This window comes from Sporosarcina ureae DSM 2281 (genome assembly GCF_000425545.1).
GTDB lineage: Bacteria > Bacillota > Bacilli > Bacillales_A > Planococcaceae > Sporosarcina > Sporosarcina ureae.
Window position 1 is genome coordinate 67,603 of sequence record NZ_AUDQ01000008.1, and the last position, 18,244, is coordinate 85,846.

An 18,244-nucleotide genomic window follows, 5' to 3' on the forward strand; every position below is an offset into this window, starting at 1 on the left:
CTTATTCTCTTGATTTCAGTACTTCCTCTTGTAAGTGACGCCATATATCGATGAATTTTGCCGCCATTTCTGGATCTTTCCGGACATCCTCCATCTTTCTCGGCCTCGGCTTATCAATAATAATTTCTTCAATAATTTTACCCGGTTGGGCTCCCATCAATAGAATCCGATCACTAAGCAACAATGCCTCATCGATACTATGTGTAATGAACAACACCGTCTTCTTCGTCTCTGCCCAAATGCTCAATAACTCTTCTTGTAATATAAAGCGGTTCTGTTCATCGAGTGCACCGAACGGTTCATCCATCAATAAAATTTCAGGATCATTCGCGAAAGCCCTCGCAATACTCACGCGCTGCTTCATTCCGCCAGACAATTCCTTTGGGTATAGCGAAGCAAACCGTTCTAACCCCGTCTTCTTCAAATAAAAGTCCGTTCGTTCAGTAATGAATGCTTTCGGTAAGTTGCGCATCTTCAACCCAAAGGCTACATTTTCACGTACCGTCAGCCACGGTATGACACCACGTTCCTGGAATACCATCGATTGCAACGGCCGGTCGTTCGTTTCTGTCGCAATCGTAAAACTCCCGACACTTGGCTGTTCCAGTCCAGCTAGAATTCGTAACAGCGTCGTCTTGCCACATCCGCTCGGCCCAACGAGACAAACAAATTCTCCTTCATCTACCGTTAGGGAAATATCTTCGAGCGCAATGACACTGCCCTGTTTCTTATAAAAAGCTTTCATTAGCCCATCCACGGTAATCTTCGGCTTCCCCTCCATTTCATTCACCTCCATGGCAATAATTTATTTTGAAGCGCACGCAAAATAAGTGAGAATAAATAACCGAAAAAGGAGATGAGTATTAATCCCACATACATTTCGGGCAATAAGAAGGCTTTATAGGACGTCCATATCAAATAACCAATCCCAGAAGTCGCTCCCATCATCTCTGCCGCCACGATCGTCAATAGCGCAATCGCCTGGCCCATCTGAATCCCCTCGAGCATGACGGGAAGTGCCCCAGGAAGAGCAATTTTAAAGAAGAAATTCCATTGGTTCGTTTGATAGTTATTGGCAACATCCAAATAAATTTTATCGATATTCAATACACCTGCCGCCGTATTAATGACAACTGGGAAAAACACACTTCCCGCAATCGTCACGACCTTCGACAAATCTCCAATTCCAAATAAAATAATGATGATCGGCAATAATGCCAACGTCGGAATCGGCATAAGCGCCATGACAATCGGTTGAACGAAATGTCGGATTGGAGAATATAATCCCATCAATAAACCGACAATGATCCCTGGAATGACACCTGCTAAAAATCCGATGAAAATCCGATACAATGAGACACCAACATGTTTCGCCATCACGCCGCTCATAACCATGTCATAAAAGGTTTGCACAATCGTACTGGGCGGCGGGAAAAAGCGAATATCCAAGATACCTGTTCTCGACATCACTTCCCATAGCACCAGCAGGAATAACGGTGACACAATCGTCAGCAATTGCTTGCCGTGATCTTTACGTTGCCGCAACTTCCATTCCCTTTGCTCCACCTCAAATGATTCATTGCGAGCCAATTCTGAAGTCTTCACTCTTCACCACCTCTTCACTGCCTATTGTATGTAAAGGCCTAGTAAACTGGTTGGGCAGGCGTCATGTTCGGGTTGTTTCCGCAAAGTAGTTTGATTATACTGAAGCTATGACTACACTTACACCAGACCAAATCAGAGAATTGAATAGTTACAGTGTCTACCTGGAACAGCCCACACATCCCGTATTCACACTAGCGGACGTATTGGATTTCTCAAAAGTACAGAGTATCGTCCAAGTCGCCCAGACTGTCAGCCAAAGTCCGAATGAAGTCGTCGCAACTTCGTTCTTCGTACGTCGACTCGGTATGTTTTTTGCCATGCAGCTTTATAATTTAGCTGCATACGACGAAATGTGGAACGGATTGGCGGAAGATCTACAGTTCGGTGCACGAGAGGAGTTCGGCAATAAAACGATTAGCCTATTTGTAGATAGTGCAGATTGGGAGATGATCGATGACGAAGACCGGCAAGCACATATTAAACGGGTGCTGGACGATGCACATGCAGTGATTACATCATTGCGTAGCGTGGTACCCATATCTCCTCTTACCTTATGGGAAAACATCTTTGGCTTCTGGCTCTGGCAATATCATGTACTATTGTCTGACCCAGGATCGGAAATGGAAGCAAGAGAAGATTTAGAGAAACTAAAAAACGATACCACATGGACGGGTATCGCGGATCACTCACGTTTCGCAAACTATTTAAACGGTTCCGAACCATCCGCTTTATTGAATACCACCGTTCGCAAAACTTGCTGTTTCTCTAAAGACGTACCCGGATTGATGCGTTGCGGTTTTTGTCCATTACCATAAAAAACAGGCTTTCGCTCATTATGCGAAGGCCTGTTTTTAACGTTTGCGATAAGCATGAAAGGATTGTTTTGTCGAGTAGATAACCCCCATTGCCGCACCACTATAAAAAAATCCCATGAATATTCCGGCAGACAAGTTCTTTGGATGACTGATGAATATGGATAGAGCGAGCGCAACTACTGTGGCCACTGTTGAAAGCCAACTAAGCGGCAATTTTAAAAACCATTTGGCGATCAATACCACGACCAAAACAATTGGAACACCCCATATGGCGTCCCATACATTGGTATGAATAACCGGAAATTCCGTCAGCATTTGCTAACACCCTTTCATTTTCATTAGGATGTGCAGTTTTGCTTTATTCATCCATCATACAATCTCCTAGTCACAAAACTAGGAGCTCGGTTCTATCCTATACATTCTTCGTGGCGGCTTCACTAATTTCAATTCGCATTTCATAGATATTCTGCACAATCACTTTACCGACTGCATAGGCAGGCACAGCTACCAAGATTCCAAGGAACCCTGCAAGACTTCCGGCTACTAATAATACCGTAATGATCGTAAGAGGATGGATATCGAGTGATTTCCCCATAACGTTCGGTGTAATTAGATTACTATCGATTTGCTGCGCAACTAGCGTAACGACTCCGACCCAAATCACTAATTTGGGTTCCTGTAAATAGGCAATGATTAAAGCTGGAGCCACCGCAATCCACGGTCCGATAAATGGAATGATATTCATGAATAAAGCGAGAATTGCTAGTAGTAAAGCGTACTGAAGTCCGATGATGGAGTAACCAATCAAAATAATTACCGCTAAAATAGCACTAATTAATAATTGGCCTTGAATATAAGAACGTAAAACTTGGTCAATATCTTCCAACGTCTTCTTTACCCAAATACGACGCTTACCGGAGAACACATTGTAAATTCTCGGAGCAAATTTTTCGTGATCCTTCAACATAAATAAGAAGAAGAACGGTACAAGTAACAGTAACGCTACAGCTTGGACGAATGTTTGTACAAATTGTACGAACCATTTGCCGAATGTTACCGCAAACTGTTGGACGGATTCGACTGCTGAATTCAAGGAATCCTGCAACCCTTCCGGTAGATTATCCTTTTGATTAATCGCTTGATCTTTCAGTTGCTCGAGCTGATGGGTGAGAGCTGGCCCATTGTCCACCAAATTATTCACTTGTTTCGTCACCATCGGTCCAATGATTGCGACTAAAATCCAAATAACGGCTACAAGTATGAGCATAATCGTTATAATACTTCCCCATCTCGGCATATTTTTCTTTTCCAAGTATTGCTGGATAGGCACCGTTATGTAATAAAGTAGTCCACCAAAGATTAATGGCATGATAATCGTTTGTAAAATAACTCCAACCGGTCTAAAAATATAATTTACTTCTAAAAAGTATTTCGTGATTAACAATGCCAGCAATATACCGACACCTACCTGAAACCACACCTTTTTCGTCAAATGCTCACTTCCCTTCTAGTTTAATTTATATAGTTAGCTTTATTATACGCGGTTGAATGACCCGTGTCGAAAATTAGTTTCGCCCTTTGCTATACAATAACCCTTGATTTCTACACTGTATTGTAACAATAATTGTCTAACTATGCGAAAAAGTCTTAATTCCTCTTGTCCTAGGCGTATTTAGTCGGTAAAATGGTTCTGTCTTGGAAAGATTGCAACTCTTCAAGAAATACATCGTAGAAACGAAGGGATCATATGTTACAACAGACTTGGAATCGTCTTTGGTCGCTACATGATCAAGTGAAAGATGTCTTCCGATTGTTTACTGCACCTAATACTTCTGAAATGGTAAAAGGCGGACAAGGTGGTAAAAAGATTGGCGTGAATCACGAAGGAGGAGGTAGAGACTCCCGCAGTTATTCAGCTACACAGCTCATTGGATTGGTACTGGGTCCTTTACTCTTTTCCCTAATTCTACTGTTCTTCAAACCTGCTGATTTATCTGCAGCCGGTATCGCTATTTTAGCCAGTACCGTATGGATTGCGGTGTGGTGGATTACGGAAGCTATTCCTATTCCAGTCGCTTCCTTGCTACCACTCGTACTATTTCCGATGACAGGCGGACTGGAAATGAAAGATACAGCGTCTTCCTATGGAGATGAAACGATCTTCTTATTTATGGGTGGATTTATGATCGCGCTCGCGCTTGAAAAATGGAATTTGCATCGACGAATTGCATTGACAATTATTTCTGCCATTGGAACAAATATGGACAAAATTGTTCTTGGTTTCATGGTAGCTACCGGATTTTTGTCTATGTGGATATCTAACACCGCAACAGCGATGATGATGGTACCAATTGGTTTGGCGATCATTACACAAGTATCTGTTGCCTTGAAAGACGATACATCTATCGACACATCAAAAGAAAACTTCGGTTTTGGTAAAGCATTGATGCTCGGTATTGCCTACTCTGCTTCATTAGGCGGGGTTGCGACATTGATTGGTACCCCTCCGAATACATTGCTTGCAGGAGCTATTAATAAAATTTATGGCATCGAGTTATCATTTGGTAAATGGATGTTGTTCGGTGTACCTTTCGCGTGGGTATTCATCTTACTAACTTGGTGGTACTTAGTGAAAATCATTTATAAATCACCGGTCAAAACATTACCCGGTGGACGTGAAGTTATCGATAATGAAAAGAAACTGCTTGGACGTCCTTCTATTGAAGAGATTCTGGTCTTCATCGTCTTCGCTCTAGCTGCCTTTTCATGGATTACACGCTCGTTCTTCCTATCGAAATTTATTGACGGCTTAAGTGACGGTGTCATAGCCATTGTGTTTGCAATGATTTTGTTCATCATCCCATCTGTTAATAAAAAAGGTGACCACTTACTGGATTGGAATACGGCAGTGAAATTGCCTTGGGGTATCTTACTTCTATTTGGCGGTGGACTGGCGATCGCAGCCGGTTTTGTCAGCAGTGGCCTATCTGAATGGATTGGCGCTCAGCTGATTGGGTTGAAAGGTGTTCCACTTATTCTCATTATTTTGATCGTTGCAACATTGGTCATTTTCTTGACGGAAATCACATCCAATACAGCAACAGCTTCCATGATGTATCCAATCATGGCTTCGTTGGCACTCGCACTCGGTTTCCATCCGTACGCATTGATGATTGCAGCAGGTGTAGCAGCTTCTTGTGCGTTCATGCTGCCAGTTGCCACCCCACCGAACGCGGTCGTTTTCGGATCTGGTTATCTGCGGATTCCTGATATGGCGAAAGCCGGCTTCGCGCTCAATATAGTCGGAGTCTTGCTAGTAACACTATGTATTTACTTCTTGCTTCCATTACTATGGGGCATTGATTTACAAACCATTCCAGAAGTATTTAAAGACTAAAACAAACCAGGTGCCGGGACTCATTCCGGTATCTGGTTTTTCATTTACTGTGCTTTACTCAACACTCTACGTCGTAATCGGATCAGTAGTACATAGACTACAGGCACAACCGCCGAAAACATAGCGAGACCCGTCCATCCTGCATACTGCCAGAGCGGCGTTACTAGCGTACTTCCTGCCGCCATCCCGATATAATAAGAAACGAGGTACAAGCTTGATGCACTTCCTTTATGATGCGTTGCTTCTTTACTTACAGAAGCCGCAGTTAAAGAATGGGCAGAGAAAAAGCCAAGACAAATCACGCAATAACCGATAATAATTAGCGGTAATGTAGTTGGAATGGTTAGAAGACAGCCGACCGCCAGCAGAATAACACCTATCAAACGAATAGAATTCATACCTACTTTACTGGCAATAGAGCCGGCAAGCGGTGCACCAATAATTCCAAATGCATACGCGAAATAGATATAGGAAACTTCATCAAGCGTCATCGAAAATGGTGAATCCGTTAAGTGGAAAGGCAGAAACGTCCACATACCTGTAAAGCTCAGCTGTAGTACAATACCCAGTCCGAAGACAATTAGCAAAGCTGGATTCTTTAAATGTACGCCGAAACCTTCCATATCTTTCTTCATTGACTCCACACTCGGCTCGAAGTGAGTAGATTTCGGCAAAACAACTAGTAAGAAGATAAATACGACCACACCTATGACCGTCAGAAGTTGAAGTGATAGCTCCCATGACCAGCGTTCTGCTAAATAGCCCGTTACAAAACGACCGAGCATCCCACCTGTGCCGTTAAATGAAATATATAGGGCAGTCGCCACGCTTACTACCCGCTCATTGATCTCTTCATTGATATAAGCGAGTGCGGCAGCCAATACGCCAGCCATCGCAAAGCCCTGTATAAAACGCAGCACAAGTATGACAGTAAAAGAATGCGTCATAAACATAGGAATAAATAATAGTGCCGTTACTAGTACGGAGACTTTTACAAAAATGGATCTGCCCAGTCGGTCTGAGTAAAACCCGAGTATCACCAATCCGCAAATTAGACCTATTGTATTGACGGACATAGCTAAACTGGCAGTGGATACGGAGACATTGAATTGCTTTGTTAAAATAGGTAGCAAAGGTTGTAGAGCATACATCGCGGCAAATATTAGCACTGAAGCAATGCCTAACCCGATGACAATACGCCAAAAACGAAGCTCGCGAATCGTTGATTTTGCTTGTAAATTCATAATGACACTTCCAGTCGATAAAATGTGAATAATGAAATTATATCACTACACTAAAAGTTTAACAGGAATTAGTAGAGAACATATTGAAATCATATGTATATTATCTGTATAAAGAGCCATCCTACCATTTGGAGGTGTTAGACAAATGAACAAAATGGCGATGACAGCTGTCGGACTTGGTGCACTTTACCTCATGCGAAATAAGCAGTCACGGGAAAAACTTATGGAGCAAATTAGTAACCTTTCAGGAATGAACAGTAATCCGTAATGCCAATCATTTGCATACACCCGAAAAACCGGAGCCTCCAGAAGGTTTCCGGTTTTTCATTCTCTTTATAAGTTTATGTTGTAGCCTATCAAGATTTCCCGATAATAATTTGGATGTTTTCTCTTTTAAAAATGGGGTATTTATATAATAACAAACGAAACGGAGGAGATAGTATGAGTAACAAAGACCATGGTACAGAAGATAAATTAAAAGGTATTGGCAACAAAATTAAAGGTAGCGTAAAAGATACCGTAGGCGATATCACTGATAATACTAAGATGCAAGCTGAAGGTAAATGGGACAAAGCAAAAGGCGCTACACAAGAGAAAATCGGTGAAACAAAAGAACATTTCAGTGATGACGAAGCACACCCTGAAAAATAATACGTAGGATAACAAGTCTGCTGCTCAATCAGCAGACTTGTTTTATAGTTACTATAAAAAAGAAGGATCTTCCATTATGATGGGAGATCCTTCTTTTTCACAATTGATCTGTACCTATTCGCGGACTATTAGGGATAGGGTTAGTCACTTCTTCATTCGAACTCCCATGTAGGTTTTCACCACTGTCTGTTTGTTGTCGGGCACTATCATGTTGATCTACAGACTGCGCTCGTTCTTCATCTGTTAATTGATCAACAAACAAAGCGATACCACCTTCTTTTAAATCATTGTAGAAGGTTTTGGATTCTTGTTTCGTAAAACCCATTTTAATGAAGATCGTCAACATTTCATCTTTACTGTTGAACAGACGACGCGTATGATCCCAAAGCGACCCTTCTTGAATACCAATTACCTCAATTTCAGAATCACTTTCCAAAACTTTCAGGTCATCCCGCACATTTGAAACTGCAGACATATGATGTTTTTTAAATCCCTTAGCTTCAAGTTCGGTTATTTTATATAGGACATTATCCACCGAATGAAACGTGCCCTCATACTGTTTATCAGCCATCATTGCACCTCCCTTTCACCATGCTATACTTCTACCCACTGAAGATCATATTCACACATGATTCAAAATACTTTACACATTTCTTCCTCTGCATAGTTCTTCACTTCTTGTACAAGCTATTTGTATCACAATGAAAAGGAGTGGTTAATTAGTGGAAATAAAAAAGAAGCTGGAATCTGAAGTTTCAAATATGGGCGATGAAAAGAAAGATCAGATTTTGCAGAACTTCAATCATTTTAAAGGCTATCTAGCCGATAAAGTGGAAAAAGGTGAAAGCCTTGGATTGAGCGATGAACAATTGGCGAAGACAACTGAATTTATTGCCAATTATTTATCCCGTCATGAAGAACCTCGAAACCGCGAGCAATATTTATTGCAAGAACTTTGGGATTCAGGTTCTAAAGAAGAGCAGCACTCGTTGGCACATATGCTCCTAAAAATGGTTCGTCAAGCATAATAGGAGGCGATAAGACGTGGCTTCAACAAAAAACCCGAGTCCTAAATATCATCCGGATACGTATCGTCTGATTCAGACACATCCTGAAAATCTACAGACTAATACAGTTAGTTTGTTCGATTTGCACGAAGATATGCAAACGGTCGACTCCATTTCTTTACCTGATCAGCGAAAAGGTCTTATGAAAGAAAAAATCAACCACTCCCCTCGTTTAAGTGGCGGTAGCTTGTCGAACGACTACGGCGCCCCGCACTGATTTACCGATAAAAGCCGTACAGTGAAAACATCATTGTACGGCTTTCCCCTGTTTATTTGCAGTAGCTGTCGATATTTCCCGGGAAATGCAGAAAGTATTATGCAGTCCGAAAAATCATTTCCATGATATACTATGTTCCGATGGAAATGGAGGTTATGCGGATGAAACTATGGATGTATCCGCTGCTCGTTGTGTTGGGAGCTGCAAGTTACGGAATTTTATCAACGATTATTAAATTGGCGATACAGGATGGCTTCACCGCTTCAGAAGCAGTGACGAGCCAATATTATACAGGATTTCTATTAGCACTTATTATTTTTATCCTAGTCAAACGCGGCGTACCGACACTCCGTGGAAGTTTCCCAGTCTTAATTGCAGGACTATTCACGGCAATTACTGGAACGGTATATGGGAAAGCAGTTGAATATATGCCCGCTTCATTGGCGGTCGTATTGCTCTTTCAATTTACATGGATCGGAATGCTTTATGAATGTATAGGAGCCAAGCGTTTGCCCAAACAGTCTGAAGTGGTGTCGCTTGTATTTCTATTCGGCGGAACCATTTTAGCCGCCGGATTGATTGACGTCGATGTAAGCGGGATTCCATGGCAAGGTTGGGCGTGGGGACTTGCTGCAGCGTTTAGTTTCGCGGCATTCGTTACAGCGAATCAGAAGCCAGTGTCCGGTATGGATGTAGTGACACGGCTGTTCTTAATGTCATTTTACGCGGCAATCGTCATTACATTTTTCCAATCCCCTGAAATTATATGGAACGGGATGTTGGGTGAGGGATTGTGGATGTATGGTGCCATATTAGGTGTGTTCGGCATCGTTCTGCCCATTTTCTTGTTTTCAATTGGAGTACCGAAAGTCGGAGCAGGCATGTCTTCTATTTTAAGTGCTGTCGAGTTGCCCGTGGCGATTATCGCTTCGATGCTGTTGCTTGGCGAAAGGTTAACGCTATTGCAGTTTCTAGGTATTTTCCTAGTGTTATTCGGGATGACTTGGCCCGCTATATTGCAACGTTTTGCAGTGAAGACTAGATTGCGATTAAGACGGTTGGAGTAAATGGAAATATGAATAAAACAAACGAGACTCCACTAATCCAGTGAAGTCTCGTTTGTTTCATATTCCGACCAATCCACTCTACGCAATGAAGCGATAAGGAACAGTAGCATGATATCCATTGCAACAACTGCGAAACTGACAATGATGAAGAATGTTGAAAACGCATGATCTCCAAAATTTAGCGAGAACGCAGTCATCAGCATCATCAGGAAGTGAATACTCATGTACCAGACATAAGCCATGTGTACGCGGTTATGCAAATGTGCTTGGCCGGGTTCTTGAATCCTCGATTTCCACGTGCCAAATAAGTAGTAGACGACGATTACTTTCCATATGAATAAAGTTTCGGCATATAGGGTCCAGCCGATATCACGAACTTCGGATAGATTCACGAAAACTCCTGGTACCGAAATCAGTACTCCGATGAATGCAGTGAGTTTCACTTTTTTCGCTACCGGATACTGTTCAGCAAGAAGTCGCGCCCCCGAATAAATCAAATAATAACCAATCGGTGCTGCCAGAATGTCGATCCCTATTTGCAGCCGAAAGAAAACGAAGAGGTAGCCCCAGAAGAATAATCTACACGCTTTATTCATGGTTATCTACCTCCGTCCGATCATCAATAACTTGTTGTATAGATTCCTTCGTCATATACGGATAGAAATGTAGATGACCAACTTGCCCGACGAACACATCACCGGCTTCCGTTGTACCATTTAAATCAATCTTCACGTCTAGTAATGCATGTAGAGAAGGATCAGCGTAACTTTTCACTGTCAACCAGTCACCCATTTTCAAATGCAAAGGAAATTTCATCTTACGTATATCGGTGCCTTTTGTTTTACTCCACTCATCACTTTCCAATACAGTCTCTAATTGCTCTGTTTCTGCATGATCTGCACTCTGCAATTTAATATGGAATTTCCCTTGTAAAGTATTATCAAATACCGTGGTGAGCGATTCTATCGTCAATGCTTCTCGTGCGACTAGTCGGGCTTCAGAATATTCTCCTACCGATCCTGATTTGAAAGAGAACGGATCCAACTGTTCATTCTGACGTTGGAACAGAATCTGTCCTATTGGATAAATCGTGTATCATGACCGGAGAAGTGTACAACCATTTCATTGAATCTCACGGTTTCTCCAAGTGTCACAAACGCTTCGGGATCGAACTGGATATTCACCCTCTTTAGTGAATATCTACCGAATTGCTCTACTTCTTCTACTCCCTCATTCTCACCGAAACGATCTGGATTTCCTCGAACATTACCAAGCTCTACTAGTTGAATATAAGATGTATCTTCTTTATTCGTAATGAAGTAAAACGGGATATACTGTTCATTCTCCAAGTTCACATCAAGATAATGATTCAAGAAGACAGGGTGGTCCAGCTTATGCTGCTCTGCGTACATATAATTACCAACCCAGATCAATATGATGGTCAACATAATCGCCCAAAACGGTTTAATCTTCAACCGACCAACTCCTTATAGCGAACGAATAAACGTCACCAAGTCCTGTTGATTGTCTGGCGTTACACCATGTCCATCATTATATGTCTTGAACGTAACATCTGCGCCGAGCGATTCGAAATACTCCTTGCTTTCCACTCCAGATTGGGATGGAATCACATAATCGTAGTCCCCATGGGAAATGAATACGTGTTGATTTTCCACGGACTGTATTGCATATTCACTCTTGACGAAATCAGGTACGTACCCGCTAAGTGCCACGACACCATGGAGTGAAGGTATCAATGTTACCCCCAGAGCTTGTGCAAGTACGGCTCCCTGACTAAAACCTACGACTGTCAAACGTTCAGGATCTAAATCATACTCCTGAATGGCTTCACGAATAAATGATTGGATGTAGACGAGCACTTTATCGAACACTTGACGAACCGGCTTTCCTTCCTCTTCAATTGTGAAAAATGCATAGCCTGGCTCGTGAACGACAGGACCTCTCAAGCTGAAAATATGATGGGTTTCTTTAAATTCTTGTACTAGTTGTGGTAGATCTCCTTCATGACTCCCCATTCCATGAAGTAAAAATAATGCAGGTCGTTTTTCTTCTGTATTGGCTGGCATTGTATGTGTAAATGTAAATGGTGATTTCATAATCATTCTCCCCTTTTCTCTTCTTTATGCCACTAGTTTACCATAGAAAAAAGCGCCTGCCACTTTATGTGACAGACGTGTTGAACAGCTTATTTCTTCTCTGGCTTCGCAAATACTTCGTTCCAGTAAATTGTGCTATCTTTGATTTGATTAACTGTTTACTCAACTATATAACCATCCCGCATCGTAATAACCCGGTCAACATACGGTAGCATCTCTTCGTCATGCGTCACCATCAATGTCGTCAAATTTAAGGTACGTGTTAATTCCTGCAATAACTCCATCACACCTTTTGAGCGGTTCGTATCAAGACTAGCAGTCGGTTCATCCGCAAACAAGATCTTTGGACGATGGATGATTGCACGAGCAATTGCCACGCGTTGACGCTCTCCTCCTGATAAAGAAGAAGGATACGCCTCTTTGCGGTGCTCCATTTCAACTAACTTCAACATCTCATCTATTGCTTTAACCTGTTCCTTTTTGCTCGTTTTCGTTTCTGATACATCAAGCATCAACTGCAATTGCTCTGCCACCGTTAAAAAAGGAACTAAGTGAGAAGATTGAAAAACAAATCCAAAGTCTGTCGCCCGAATATGGCGAACTTCTTCTTGACTCATCTTCGTCATGTCTTTCCCTTCAAACATAATTTCACCGGTAGATGCTTTTTGCAATCCCGCTGCGATGGTTAGAACCGTCGATTTACCAGACCCCGAAGGACCGATTAGCGCAGTAATTTCTCCTTCTTTTAAAGATAAATTCACACCTTTTAATATCTCCTCTTCAATTTCCCCATTAGAGAACGTTTTCTTCACTTCATCAATAATAAAGGCAGACATATTACATCTCTCCTTGTTGAATCGCTTGAAGCGGTTCAATATTTTTCACTTGGAATCCTGAAATGGTAGCACCGATAAAACCAACCACCATAAACACCGCTGATAGCATCCATACGGTATCCATTGTTAAGTGGAATGGCATGCCTTCAGGTGCAACAAAACTAAATGCTTGGCTAAGTGCAATGGACAACACGAGTGAAATAGCGGTAATGACTAGCATCTGGTACCAAATCATCTTGAATAACGAAATCGTCTTCATGCCGATCGCTTTCAATATGCCGTACAACCCGATTTTCTGAACGTTCATCATATAGAAGAAAATAGCAAACAACATACCGCTAATAATGACTAAGAACCAGACGATCATATTCAATGACATCTGCTCTGCACTGTAACTCGGAATGGCATGCAAGAACTCTTTATTTGAAAAAGAATCTAATGCGCTTAGTGTCGGCGCATCTTTACCTGGGATGAAAATCGTCTGCATCTCCATCACTCGATACATTTCTTGATAGTTCGTCATGGCAATGAAAGCAACGGGTGCGTGACTGTACTTTTGTTGGTCAACAAATCCTTTAACGACGAATTCTCCACTGAATTGATTATTCGTTAAGACGTCCCCCACTTGAATTCCGTCTTCTTGTAAAGAACGATCCAGAACGATTTCACCTTCTTTAACGTTTTCGAATAGCTCTGAATCGGTAGAAGTAACGAATGCCAGACTGTGCTGTTTATCTTCTGCGTCATTGACGAATCCCATCTGAACCGAGAATGCAGTTGCTTCAGGATTGTCTATAAAGATTTGCTGCTGAACTCCTTCATCTATTTTTGAAAGATTATAGGTCTTGTCTGCATCTTTATCTAAATAAAATTGCCCTTGTGGTAATTTTTTAATAAGCGCTGCATTATCCTGTGATAATCCATTTGCCAGTCCTGAAATAATAAATGTCAAGAAGCTGACGAGAAATATAATGGACCCAAGAATCAGGAATCTAGTTTTGTTTTTCTTCATTTCTTTCCATGCGATTTTCATATCGTTTGCCTCCGTGTGTTTACTTTATACTCCTATCCTATCTTGTTAAGATGAACGGAGAATGAACAGCGTATTAAAACGCACTTCTTTTCATTACTTTTAAAAAGAGATATGACTTCCTATTTTTCTATCACTATGTGAAAATTGTAATAATGAAGGAGGGTTTTTGATGATTCGTTTTGAAGAAGTATCAAAGAGTTATGATATGTCTCGCTTAGCCGTGGATTCGGTGAGTTTAGAAATTAAGCGAGGAGAGTTTCTTGTGTTAGTCGGACCAAGTGGTTGTGGGAAGACCACAACGCTTAAGATGATTAATCGACTGATTCCACTGACAAAAGGAACGATTTGGCTCGATGGCAAGCGGATCAGTGATTATCCGATCCATGAGCTCCGTTGGCAAATCGGTTATGTATTGCAGCAAATCGCGTTGTTTCCGCATATGACGATCGAGGAAAATATAGCAGTTGTTCCTGAACTGGTCGGTTTGAAGAAGAAAGACATCCGCGCACGCGTAACGGAACTACTTGAAATGGCCGGGTTAGATCCCGACGTATACCGAAAGCGTAAACCGCATGAATTGTCAGGCGGCCAGCAACAGCGGGTCGGCGTCGTGCGCGCACTGGCTGCAGACCCAGATATTCTATTGATGGACGAACCATTTAGCGCACTGGACCCAATCAGTCGTCTAAAGTTGCAGGAGGATCTGCTAGATTTACAAAATAGAATCCAAAAAACTATTGTATTCGTCACACATGATTTACAGGAAGCATTTAAACTAGGCGATCGTGTTTGCATTATGAATGAGGGCAAGATTGAACAAATTGCAACACCGCAAGAGATTCTGACTAAACCCGCTTCGCCGTTCGTGCGCGAATTTACAGCATCAGCTGCAGCACGCACATTTTCCATTGCGGATCATATAGAAGAGATTCCGGCAGATTTGTCGCTATCTTTTGCGATCCCTATTGATTCTGAATGGGGGCCGCTCTTGCAGTTCTTAGCTTCTGAAGATCAAGTGGCGATTAAACAAGACGGTCAAGTCATTGGAATGGTTACCCGAAAAGGAATTCTTCATTTTCTAGCGGAGCAGTCACTGAAAGGAGGTACGTCTAATGAATAATTTTCTGGATGTATTTCAAAACAGACGCGGTCAATTACTGGAAGCACTAATTGAACATATTCAGATTTCATTAATCTCCTTAATAATTGCAGTGCTAATTGCGGTTCCACTAGGCATCTATTTGACAAATCGGCAAAAAATAGCGGAATCTGTCATCGGGATCAGCGCCGTACTGCAGACGATTCCTTCTCTCGCACTACTCGGTCTATTAATTCCCCTATTCGGTATCGGGAAAATACCCGCTATTATTGCGCTAGTAGTCTATGCATTGCTGCCTATTTTGCGCAATACATACACAGGCATTAAAGAAGTCGATCCTTCACTTCGAGAAGCCGCCACTGCGATGGGAATGAATACACGAAAGCGGCTAATGAAAGTTGAACTACCACTTGCCATGCCGATCATCATGGCAGGTATCCGCACATCGATGGTACTGATCGTCGGAACCGCAACATTAGCTGCTTTGATTGGCGCGGGTGGTCTAGGTGATTTGATATTACTTGGAATTGATCGTAATAATCCATCATTAATCGTACTAGGCGCTATACCTGCAGCGTTACTCGCACTTTTCTTCGATTTCCTGTTAAAAATATTCGAAGGTCTTTCATTCAGAAAAGCCATTACTGCATTTACCATTTTCATTATTGCGGCCGTCTTGATGATTGCAGCACCATTTATAGGAGGTAACTCCAAAAATGAAATAGTCATCGGAGCCAAGCTTGGCGCAGAACCTGAAATTCTCATAAATATGTATAAATTATTAATCGAAGACCAAACCGATCTCTCCGTCGAATTAAAACCGGGGCTCGGTAAAACATCATTCGTCTTCAATGCACTGAGATCAGGAAGTATTGATTTGTATCCTGAGTTTACGGGTACCGCTATAGCCGAGTTCCTGAAGGATGAAGCTGTCAGCAACGACCGCGATGAAGTGTATGAGCAAGCGCGAAAAGGACTAGACGAACAATTTGATATGACGTTCCTGACACCTATGTCCTTCAACAATACGTACACACTCGCTGTCTCCAAAGCATTCCAAAAAGAGTACGGACTGAAAACGATATCTGATCTGGCCGCGGTCGAAAAGGCTGTAAAAGCAGGTTTCACTCTCGAATTTAATGATCGCGAAGATGGTTACCTAGGCATTCAAAACCTTTACGGTATCACGTTCCCTTCCATCCAAACGATGGAGCCGAAGCTACGCTATCAGGCAATAGAAGCAGGTGAGATCAACTTAATGGATGCCTATTCGACAGATAGCGAACTACGCGAATATGAATTGACAGTTCTCGAAGACGACAAAGAACTGTTCCCTCCATATCAAGGTGCGCCATTGCTTCGTAAAGAGACGCTTGCGAAGTATCCAGAGCTTGAGGATGCGTTAAATAGCCTTGCTGGTATTGTGACAGATGATGAGATGCGTGAAATGAATTATCAAGTAAACGCGGAAGGTGCCAAAGCGAAGGAAGTTGCAAAGGCATTTTTGAAAGAACAAGGTTTGTTGGAGTAGTAGTCCGGGTGGCGTGACTGACCAGTGTACGCATTGAGCGGTTATACGACCAGTATGATCGCCTACGGAGCGAGATAGAGCGGTTATACGTGTTAATAGAGCACTTAGACACTGTCTTAGAGCGGTTAACCAAACACTATGATCGCTTATACGAATTAATGAGCGAAACTGTACAGCGCTCTCCCGCTCACTACGCGCTATCAATATAAGACAAAAAACAGTCACCGACAGATATACCCTGCCGGTGACTGCTTTAATTTGATTTAATTAATCCATCCAAGGAACTTCGATCATTGTACGGCCGATCCACTCACGCAACACTTCGTTTGTTGGTCCCATAATAGCACCAGCACGCCCGTCGCGTACGAACTTCTCTACCTGACCTGTCATATAACCACGACCACCAGAAACTTGCAACGCCGAATTCGTAACGTCAATCACCATATCCGCTGCATGCGTCTTCAGCTGCCACAATGGATACAAACACTCCGACAATTCCTTGCCTTCTTTAGTGCAACGATCCAACGCTTCTGCTGTACGATACAACATACTACGTGCGCTATCTACTTTGATCTGCGCCTTCGCCAACTCATGACGAATGACTTGGTAATCTGTAACGGATGATCCCGTATCTGCGTGTACTCTCCGTTTAGCACCATCTGTTGCCATATTTAGAGCACCTTGTGCAATACCGACCCAGCAAGCTGCTGAACCTAGTAAGAATAGAGGATCGATCGTGTTGTCGTTGAAATAGCCCATACCGCCTTCGCTACCGATACGGTTTTCAAGAGCCACTTGTACATTTTTAAAGTTCATCGGACCACTTGCGTTTCCACGTAGTCCCATTGCATCGAATGGGAATGCTTCGACACCTCGCTGATCATTTTCGACCAATAAGAACATCAAATTATCAGGGTCATCAGTTTCGGGAGACGTCGTTGCAACTAAATAAAAGTCTGCTTCTCCACCACTTGTGACAAATGACTTTTCTGCGTCCAGCAAATAACCATTAGCATTTCGTATTGCTTTACTACCGATATTCCAGAAGTGGCCTCCTGTCGCTCGTTCACTAAATGCTAGGCCACCGATTTGTCCATCACGCAAGCGTGGCAATAAACGTTGACGCTGTTCTTCTGTTCCCGCTTCATAAATCGTATGCGCTGTTGTCATATGCATAACCCAGCACATCGTCGTAGACGGGCAATAATGTGCAAAGCTTTCGGAAAGTACTGCGAATGCTGTGAATCCGTCTTTCAGACCACCCGCTTCAACCGGGATGGTAACAGCTGAATAACCAGACTTCGCAACTTCACGTAAACTTTCACGCGGGTAACTTCTCTGTTGATCAGAAATAAGTGCACGTGGCAGCAGTTCTTTCTTGCCTAACGCATGTGCAGCTTTTTGTAATTCTTCATGCCCTTCTGGACAAGTCCACCATTCGGGAATTTGCATAATTCCTTCTTGTTGTTTTTGTTTTTCCATCATAGCACTTTTTACCAAAATTACCACTCCATTTTATCATTTACCTACCTTTTCACTAGCTAGCAAGCAGGCTGTTCTCTATC

General features: G+C 42.4%; 22 protein-coding genes. 9 read left to right on the plus strand and 13 right to left on the minus strand.

The genetic code is table 11. The features are described from left to right. Window position 1: 1 nt before the first annotated feature. Window positions 2-781 (minus strand): ABC transporter ATP-binding protein, encoded by a 780-nt coding sequence (locus H605_RS0109300; RefSeq protein ID WP_029053964.1) that lies wholly within the window; start codon window positions 779-781, stop codon window positions 2-4. 5 nt (window positions 782-786) lie between these two features. After that, the gene (locus H605_RS0109305; RefSeq protein ID WP_051210536.1) at window positions 787-1,605 is read right to left on the minus strand and encodes an ABC transporter permease; all 819 of its coding nucleotides are present in this window, start codon (window positions 1,603-1,605) and stop codon (window positions 787-789) included. Between the two features lie 107 nt (window positions 1,606-1,712). Here H605_RS0109305 and H605_RS0109310 point away from each other — a divergent pair, with 107 nt between their 5' ends. Beyond that, window positions 1,713-2,420: a hypothetical protein gene (locus H605_RS0109310; protein ID WP_029053966.1), complete on the plus strand. Its 708-nt coding sequence runs from the start codon at window positions 1,713-1,715 to the stop codon at window positions 2,418-2,420. Window positions 2,421-2,456: 36 nt separating this feature from the next. Here H605_RS0109310 and H605_RS0109315 read toward each other — a convergent pair whose 3' ends face one another. Beyond that, window positions 2,457-2,735, minus strand: a complete 279-nt coding sequence (locus H605_RS0109315; protein ID WP_037561846.1) for a hypothetical protein — start codon at window positions 2,733-2,735, stop codon at window positions 2,457-2,459. A 97-nt stretch (window positions 2,736-2,832) separates the two neighbouring features. Next, complete coding sequence (locus tag H605_RS0109320) at window positions 2,833-3,912, minus strand: AI-2E family transporter (RefSeq protein ID WP_029053968.1); 1,080 nt, start codon at window positions 3,910-3,912, stop codon at window positions 2,833-2,835. Between the two features lie 255 nt (window positions 3,913-4,167). Here H605_RS0109320 and H605_RS0109325 point away from each other — a divergent pair, with 255 nt between their 5' ends. Then, window positions 4,168-5,817 (plus strand): SLC13 family permease, encoded by a 1,650-nt coding sequence (locus tag H605_RS0109325; RefSeq protein ID WP_029053969.1) that lies wholly within the window; start codon window positions 4,168-4,170, stop codon window positions 5,815-5,817. A 44-nt stretch (window positions 5,818-5,861) separates the two neighbouring features. Here the strand turns inward: H605_RS0109325 and H605_RS0109330 are convergent, their stop codons facing one another. Further along, window positions 5,862-7,061: an MFS transporter gene (locus tag H605_RS0109330; protein WP_029053970.1), complete on the minus strand. Its 1,200-nt coding sequence runs from the start codon at window positions 7,059-7,061 to the stop codon at window positions 5,862-5,864. Between the two features lie 145 nt (window positions 7,062-7,206). Here H605_RS0109330 and H605_RS19560 point away from each other — a divergent pair, with 145 nt between their 5' ends. Next, complete coding sequence (locus tag H605_RS19560) at window positions 7,207-7,329, plus strand: hypothetical protein (protein WP_255397532.1); 123 nt, start codon at window positions 7,207-7,209, stop codon at window positions 7,327-7,329. Window positions 7,330-7,502: 173 nt separating this feature from the next. After that, on the plus strand, window positions 7,503-7,712 hold the full coding sequence (locus H605_RS0109340) for a CsbD family protein (RefSeq protein ID WP_029053971.1): 210 nt from the start codon (window positions 7,503-7,505) through the stop codon (window positions 7,710-7,712). A gap of 97 nt (window positions 7,713-7,809) precedes the next feature. Here H605_RS0109340 and H605_RS0109345 read toward each other — a convergent pair whose 3' ends face one another. Then, a complete protein-coding gene (locus H605_RS0109345; RefSeq protein ID WP_029053972.1) occupies window positions 7,810-8,283 on the minus strand; it encodes a YflT domain-containing protein in 474 nt (157 codons plus the stop codon). A 151-nt stretch (window positions 8,284-8,434) separates the two neighbouring features. On the opposite strand from H605_RS0109345, the gene H605_RS0109350 reads away from it, so the two are divergent. From H605_RS0109350 to H605_RS0109360, 3 genes are all read left to right on the plus strand, one after another. Then, window positions 8,435-8,740 (plus strand): DUF3243 domain-containing protein, encoded by a 306-nt coding sequence (locus H605_RS0109350; RefSeq protein WP_029053973.1) that lies wholly within the window; start codon window positions 8,435-8,437, stop codon window positions 8,738-8,740. A gap of 16 nt (window positions 8,741-8,756) precedes the next feature. Continuing rightward, the gene (locus H605_RS17700) at window positions 8,757-8,996 is read left to right on the plus strand and encodes a hypothetical protein (protein WP_037561849.1); all 240 of its coding nucleotides are present in this window, start codon (window positions 8,757-8,759) and stop codon (window positions 8,994-8,996) included. 155 nt (window positions 8,997-9,151) lie between these two features. After that, entirely contained in the window at window positions 9,152-10,063 is a 912-nt protein-coding gene (locus tag H605_RS0109360) for an EamA family transporter (protein WP_376781671.1), read from the plus strand. Window positions 10,064-10,095: 32 nt separating this feature from the next. Here the strand turns inward: H605_RS0109360 and H605_RS0109365 are convergent, their stop codons facing one another. The 6 genes from H605_RS0109365 to H605_RS0109390 all read right to left on the minus strand — a co-directional run bounded on the left by H605_RS0109365 (window position 10,096) and on the right by H605_RS0109390 (window position 14,049). Beyond that, window positions 10,096-10,659: a hypothetical protein gene (locus H605_RS0109365; protein WP_029053975.1), complete on the minus strand. Its 564-nt coding sequence runs from the start codon at window positions 10,657-10,659 to the stop codon at window positions 10,096-10,098. Then, entirely contained in the window at window positions 10,652-11,107 is a 456-nt protein-coding gene (locus H605_RS0109370; protein ID WP_029053976.1) for a hypothetical protein, read from the minus strand. Before H605_RS0109370 ends, H605_RS0109365 begins: the two co-directional genes overlap by 8 nt. Window positions 11,108-11,139: 32 nt before the next feature. After that, window positions 11,140-11,538, minus strand: coding sequence for a hypothetical protein (locus H605_RS0109375; RefSeq protein ID WP_029053977.1), 399 nt, complete (start codon window positions 11,536-11,538; stop codon window positions 11,140-11,142). Between the two features lie 12 nt (window positions 11,539-11,550). After that, entirely contained in the window at window positions 11,551-12,180 is a 630-nt protein-coding gene (locus H605_RS0109380; RefSeq protein ID WP_029053978.1) for an alpha/beta hydrolase, read from the minus strand. A gap of 158 nt (window positions 12,181-12,338) precedes the next feature. Continuing rightward, the gene (locus H605_RS0109385; protein WP_029053979.1) at window positions 12,339-13,016 is read right to left on the minus strand and encodes an ABC transporter ATP-binding protein; all 678 of its coding nucleotides are present in this window, start codon (window positions 13,014-13,016) and stop codon (window positions 12,339-12,341) included. A 1-nt stretch (window position 13,017) separates the two neighbouring features. Continuing rightward, the gene (locus H605_RS0109390) at window positions 13,018-14,049 is read right to left on the minus strand and encodes an ABC transporter permease (protein ID WP_029053980.1); all 1,032 of its coding nucleotides are present in this window, start codon (window positions 14,047-14,049) and stop codon (window positions 13,018-13,020) included. A gap of 169 nt (window positions 14,050-14,218) precedes the next feature. Between H605_RS0109390 and H605_RS0109395 the strand changes: the two genes are divergently transcribed. After that, on the plus strand, window positions 14,219-15,169 hold the full coding sequence (locus tag H605_RS0109395) for an ABC transporter ATP-binding protein (protein ID WP_029053981.1): 951 nt from the start codon (window positions 14,219-14,221) through the stop codon (window positions 15,167-15,169). Then, entirely contained in the window at window positions 15,162-16,679 is a 1,518-nt protein-coding gene (locus H605_RS0109400; RefSeq protein WP_029053982.1) for an ABC transporter permease/substrate-binding protein, read from the plus strand. Before H605_RS0109395 ends, H605_RS0109400 begins: the two co-directional genes overlap by 8 nt. Window positions 16,680-16,946: 267 nt before the next feature. Here the strand turns inward: H605_RS0109400 and H605_RS0109405 are convergent, their stop codons facing one another. Next, a complete protein-coding gene (locus tag H605_RS0109405) occupies window positions 16,947-18,188 on the minus strand; it encodes an acyl-CoA dehydrogenase family protein (RefSeq protein ID WP_369823709.1) in 1,242 nt (413 codons plus the stop codon). Window positions 18,189-18,244: the final 56 nt, after the last annotated feature.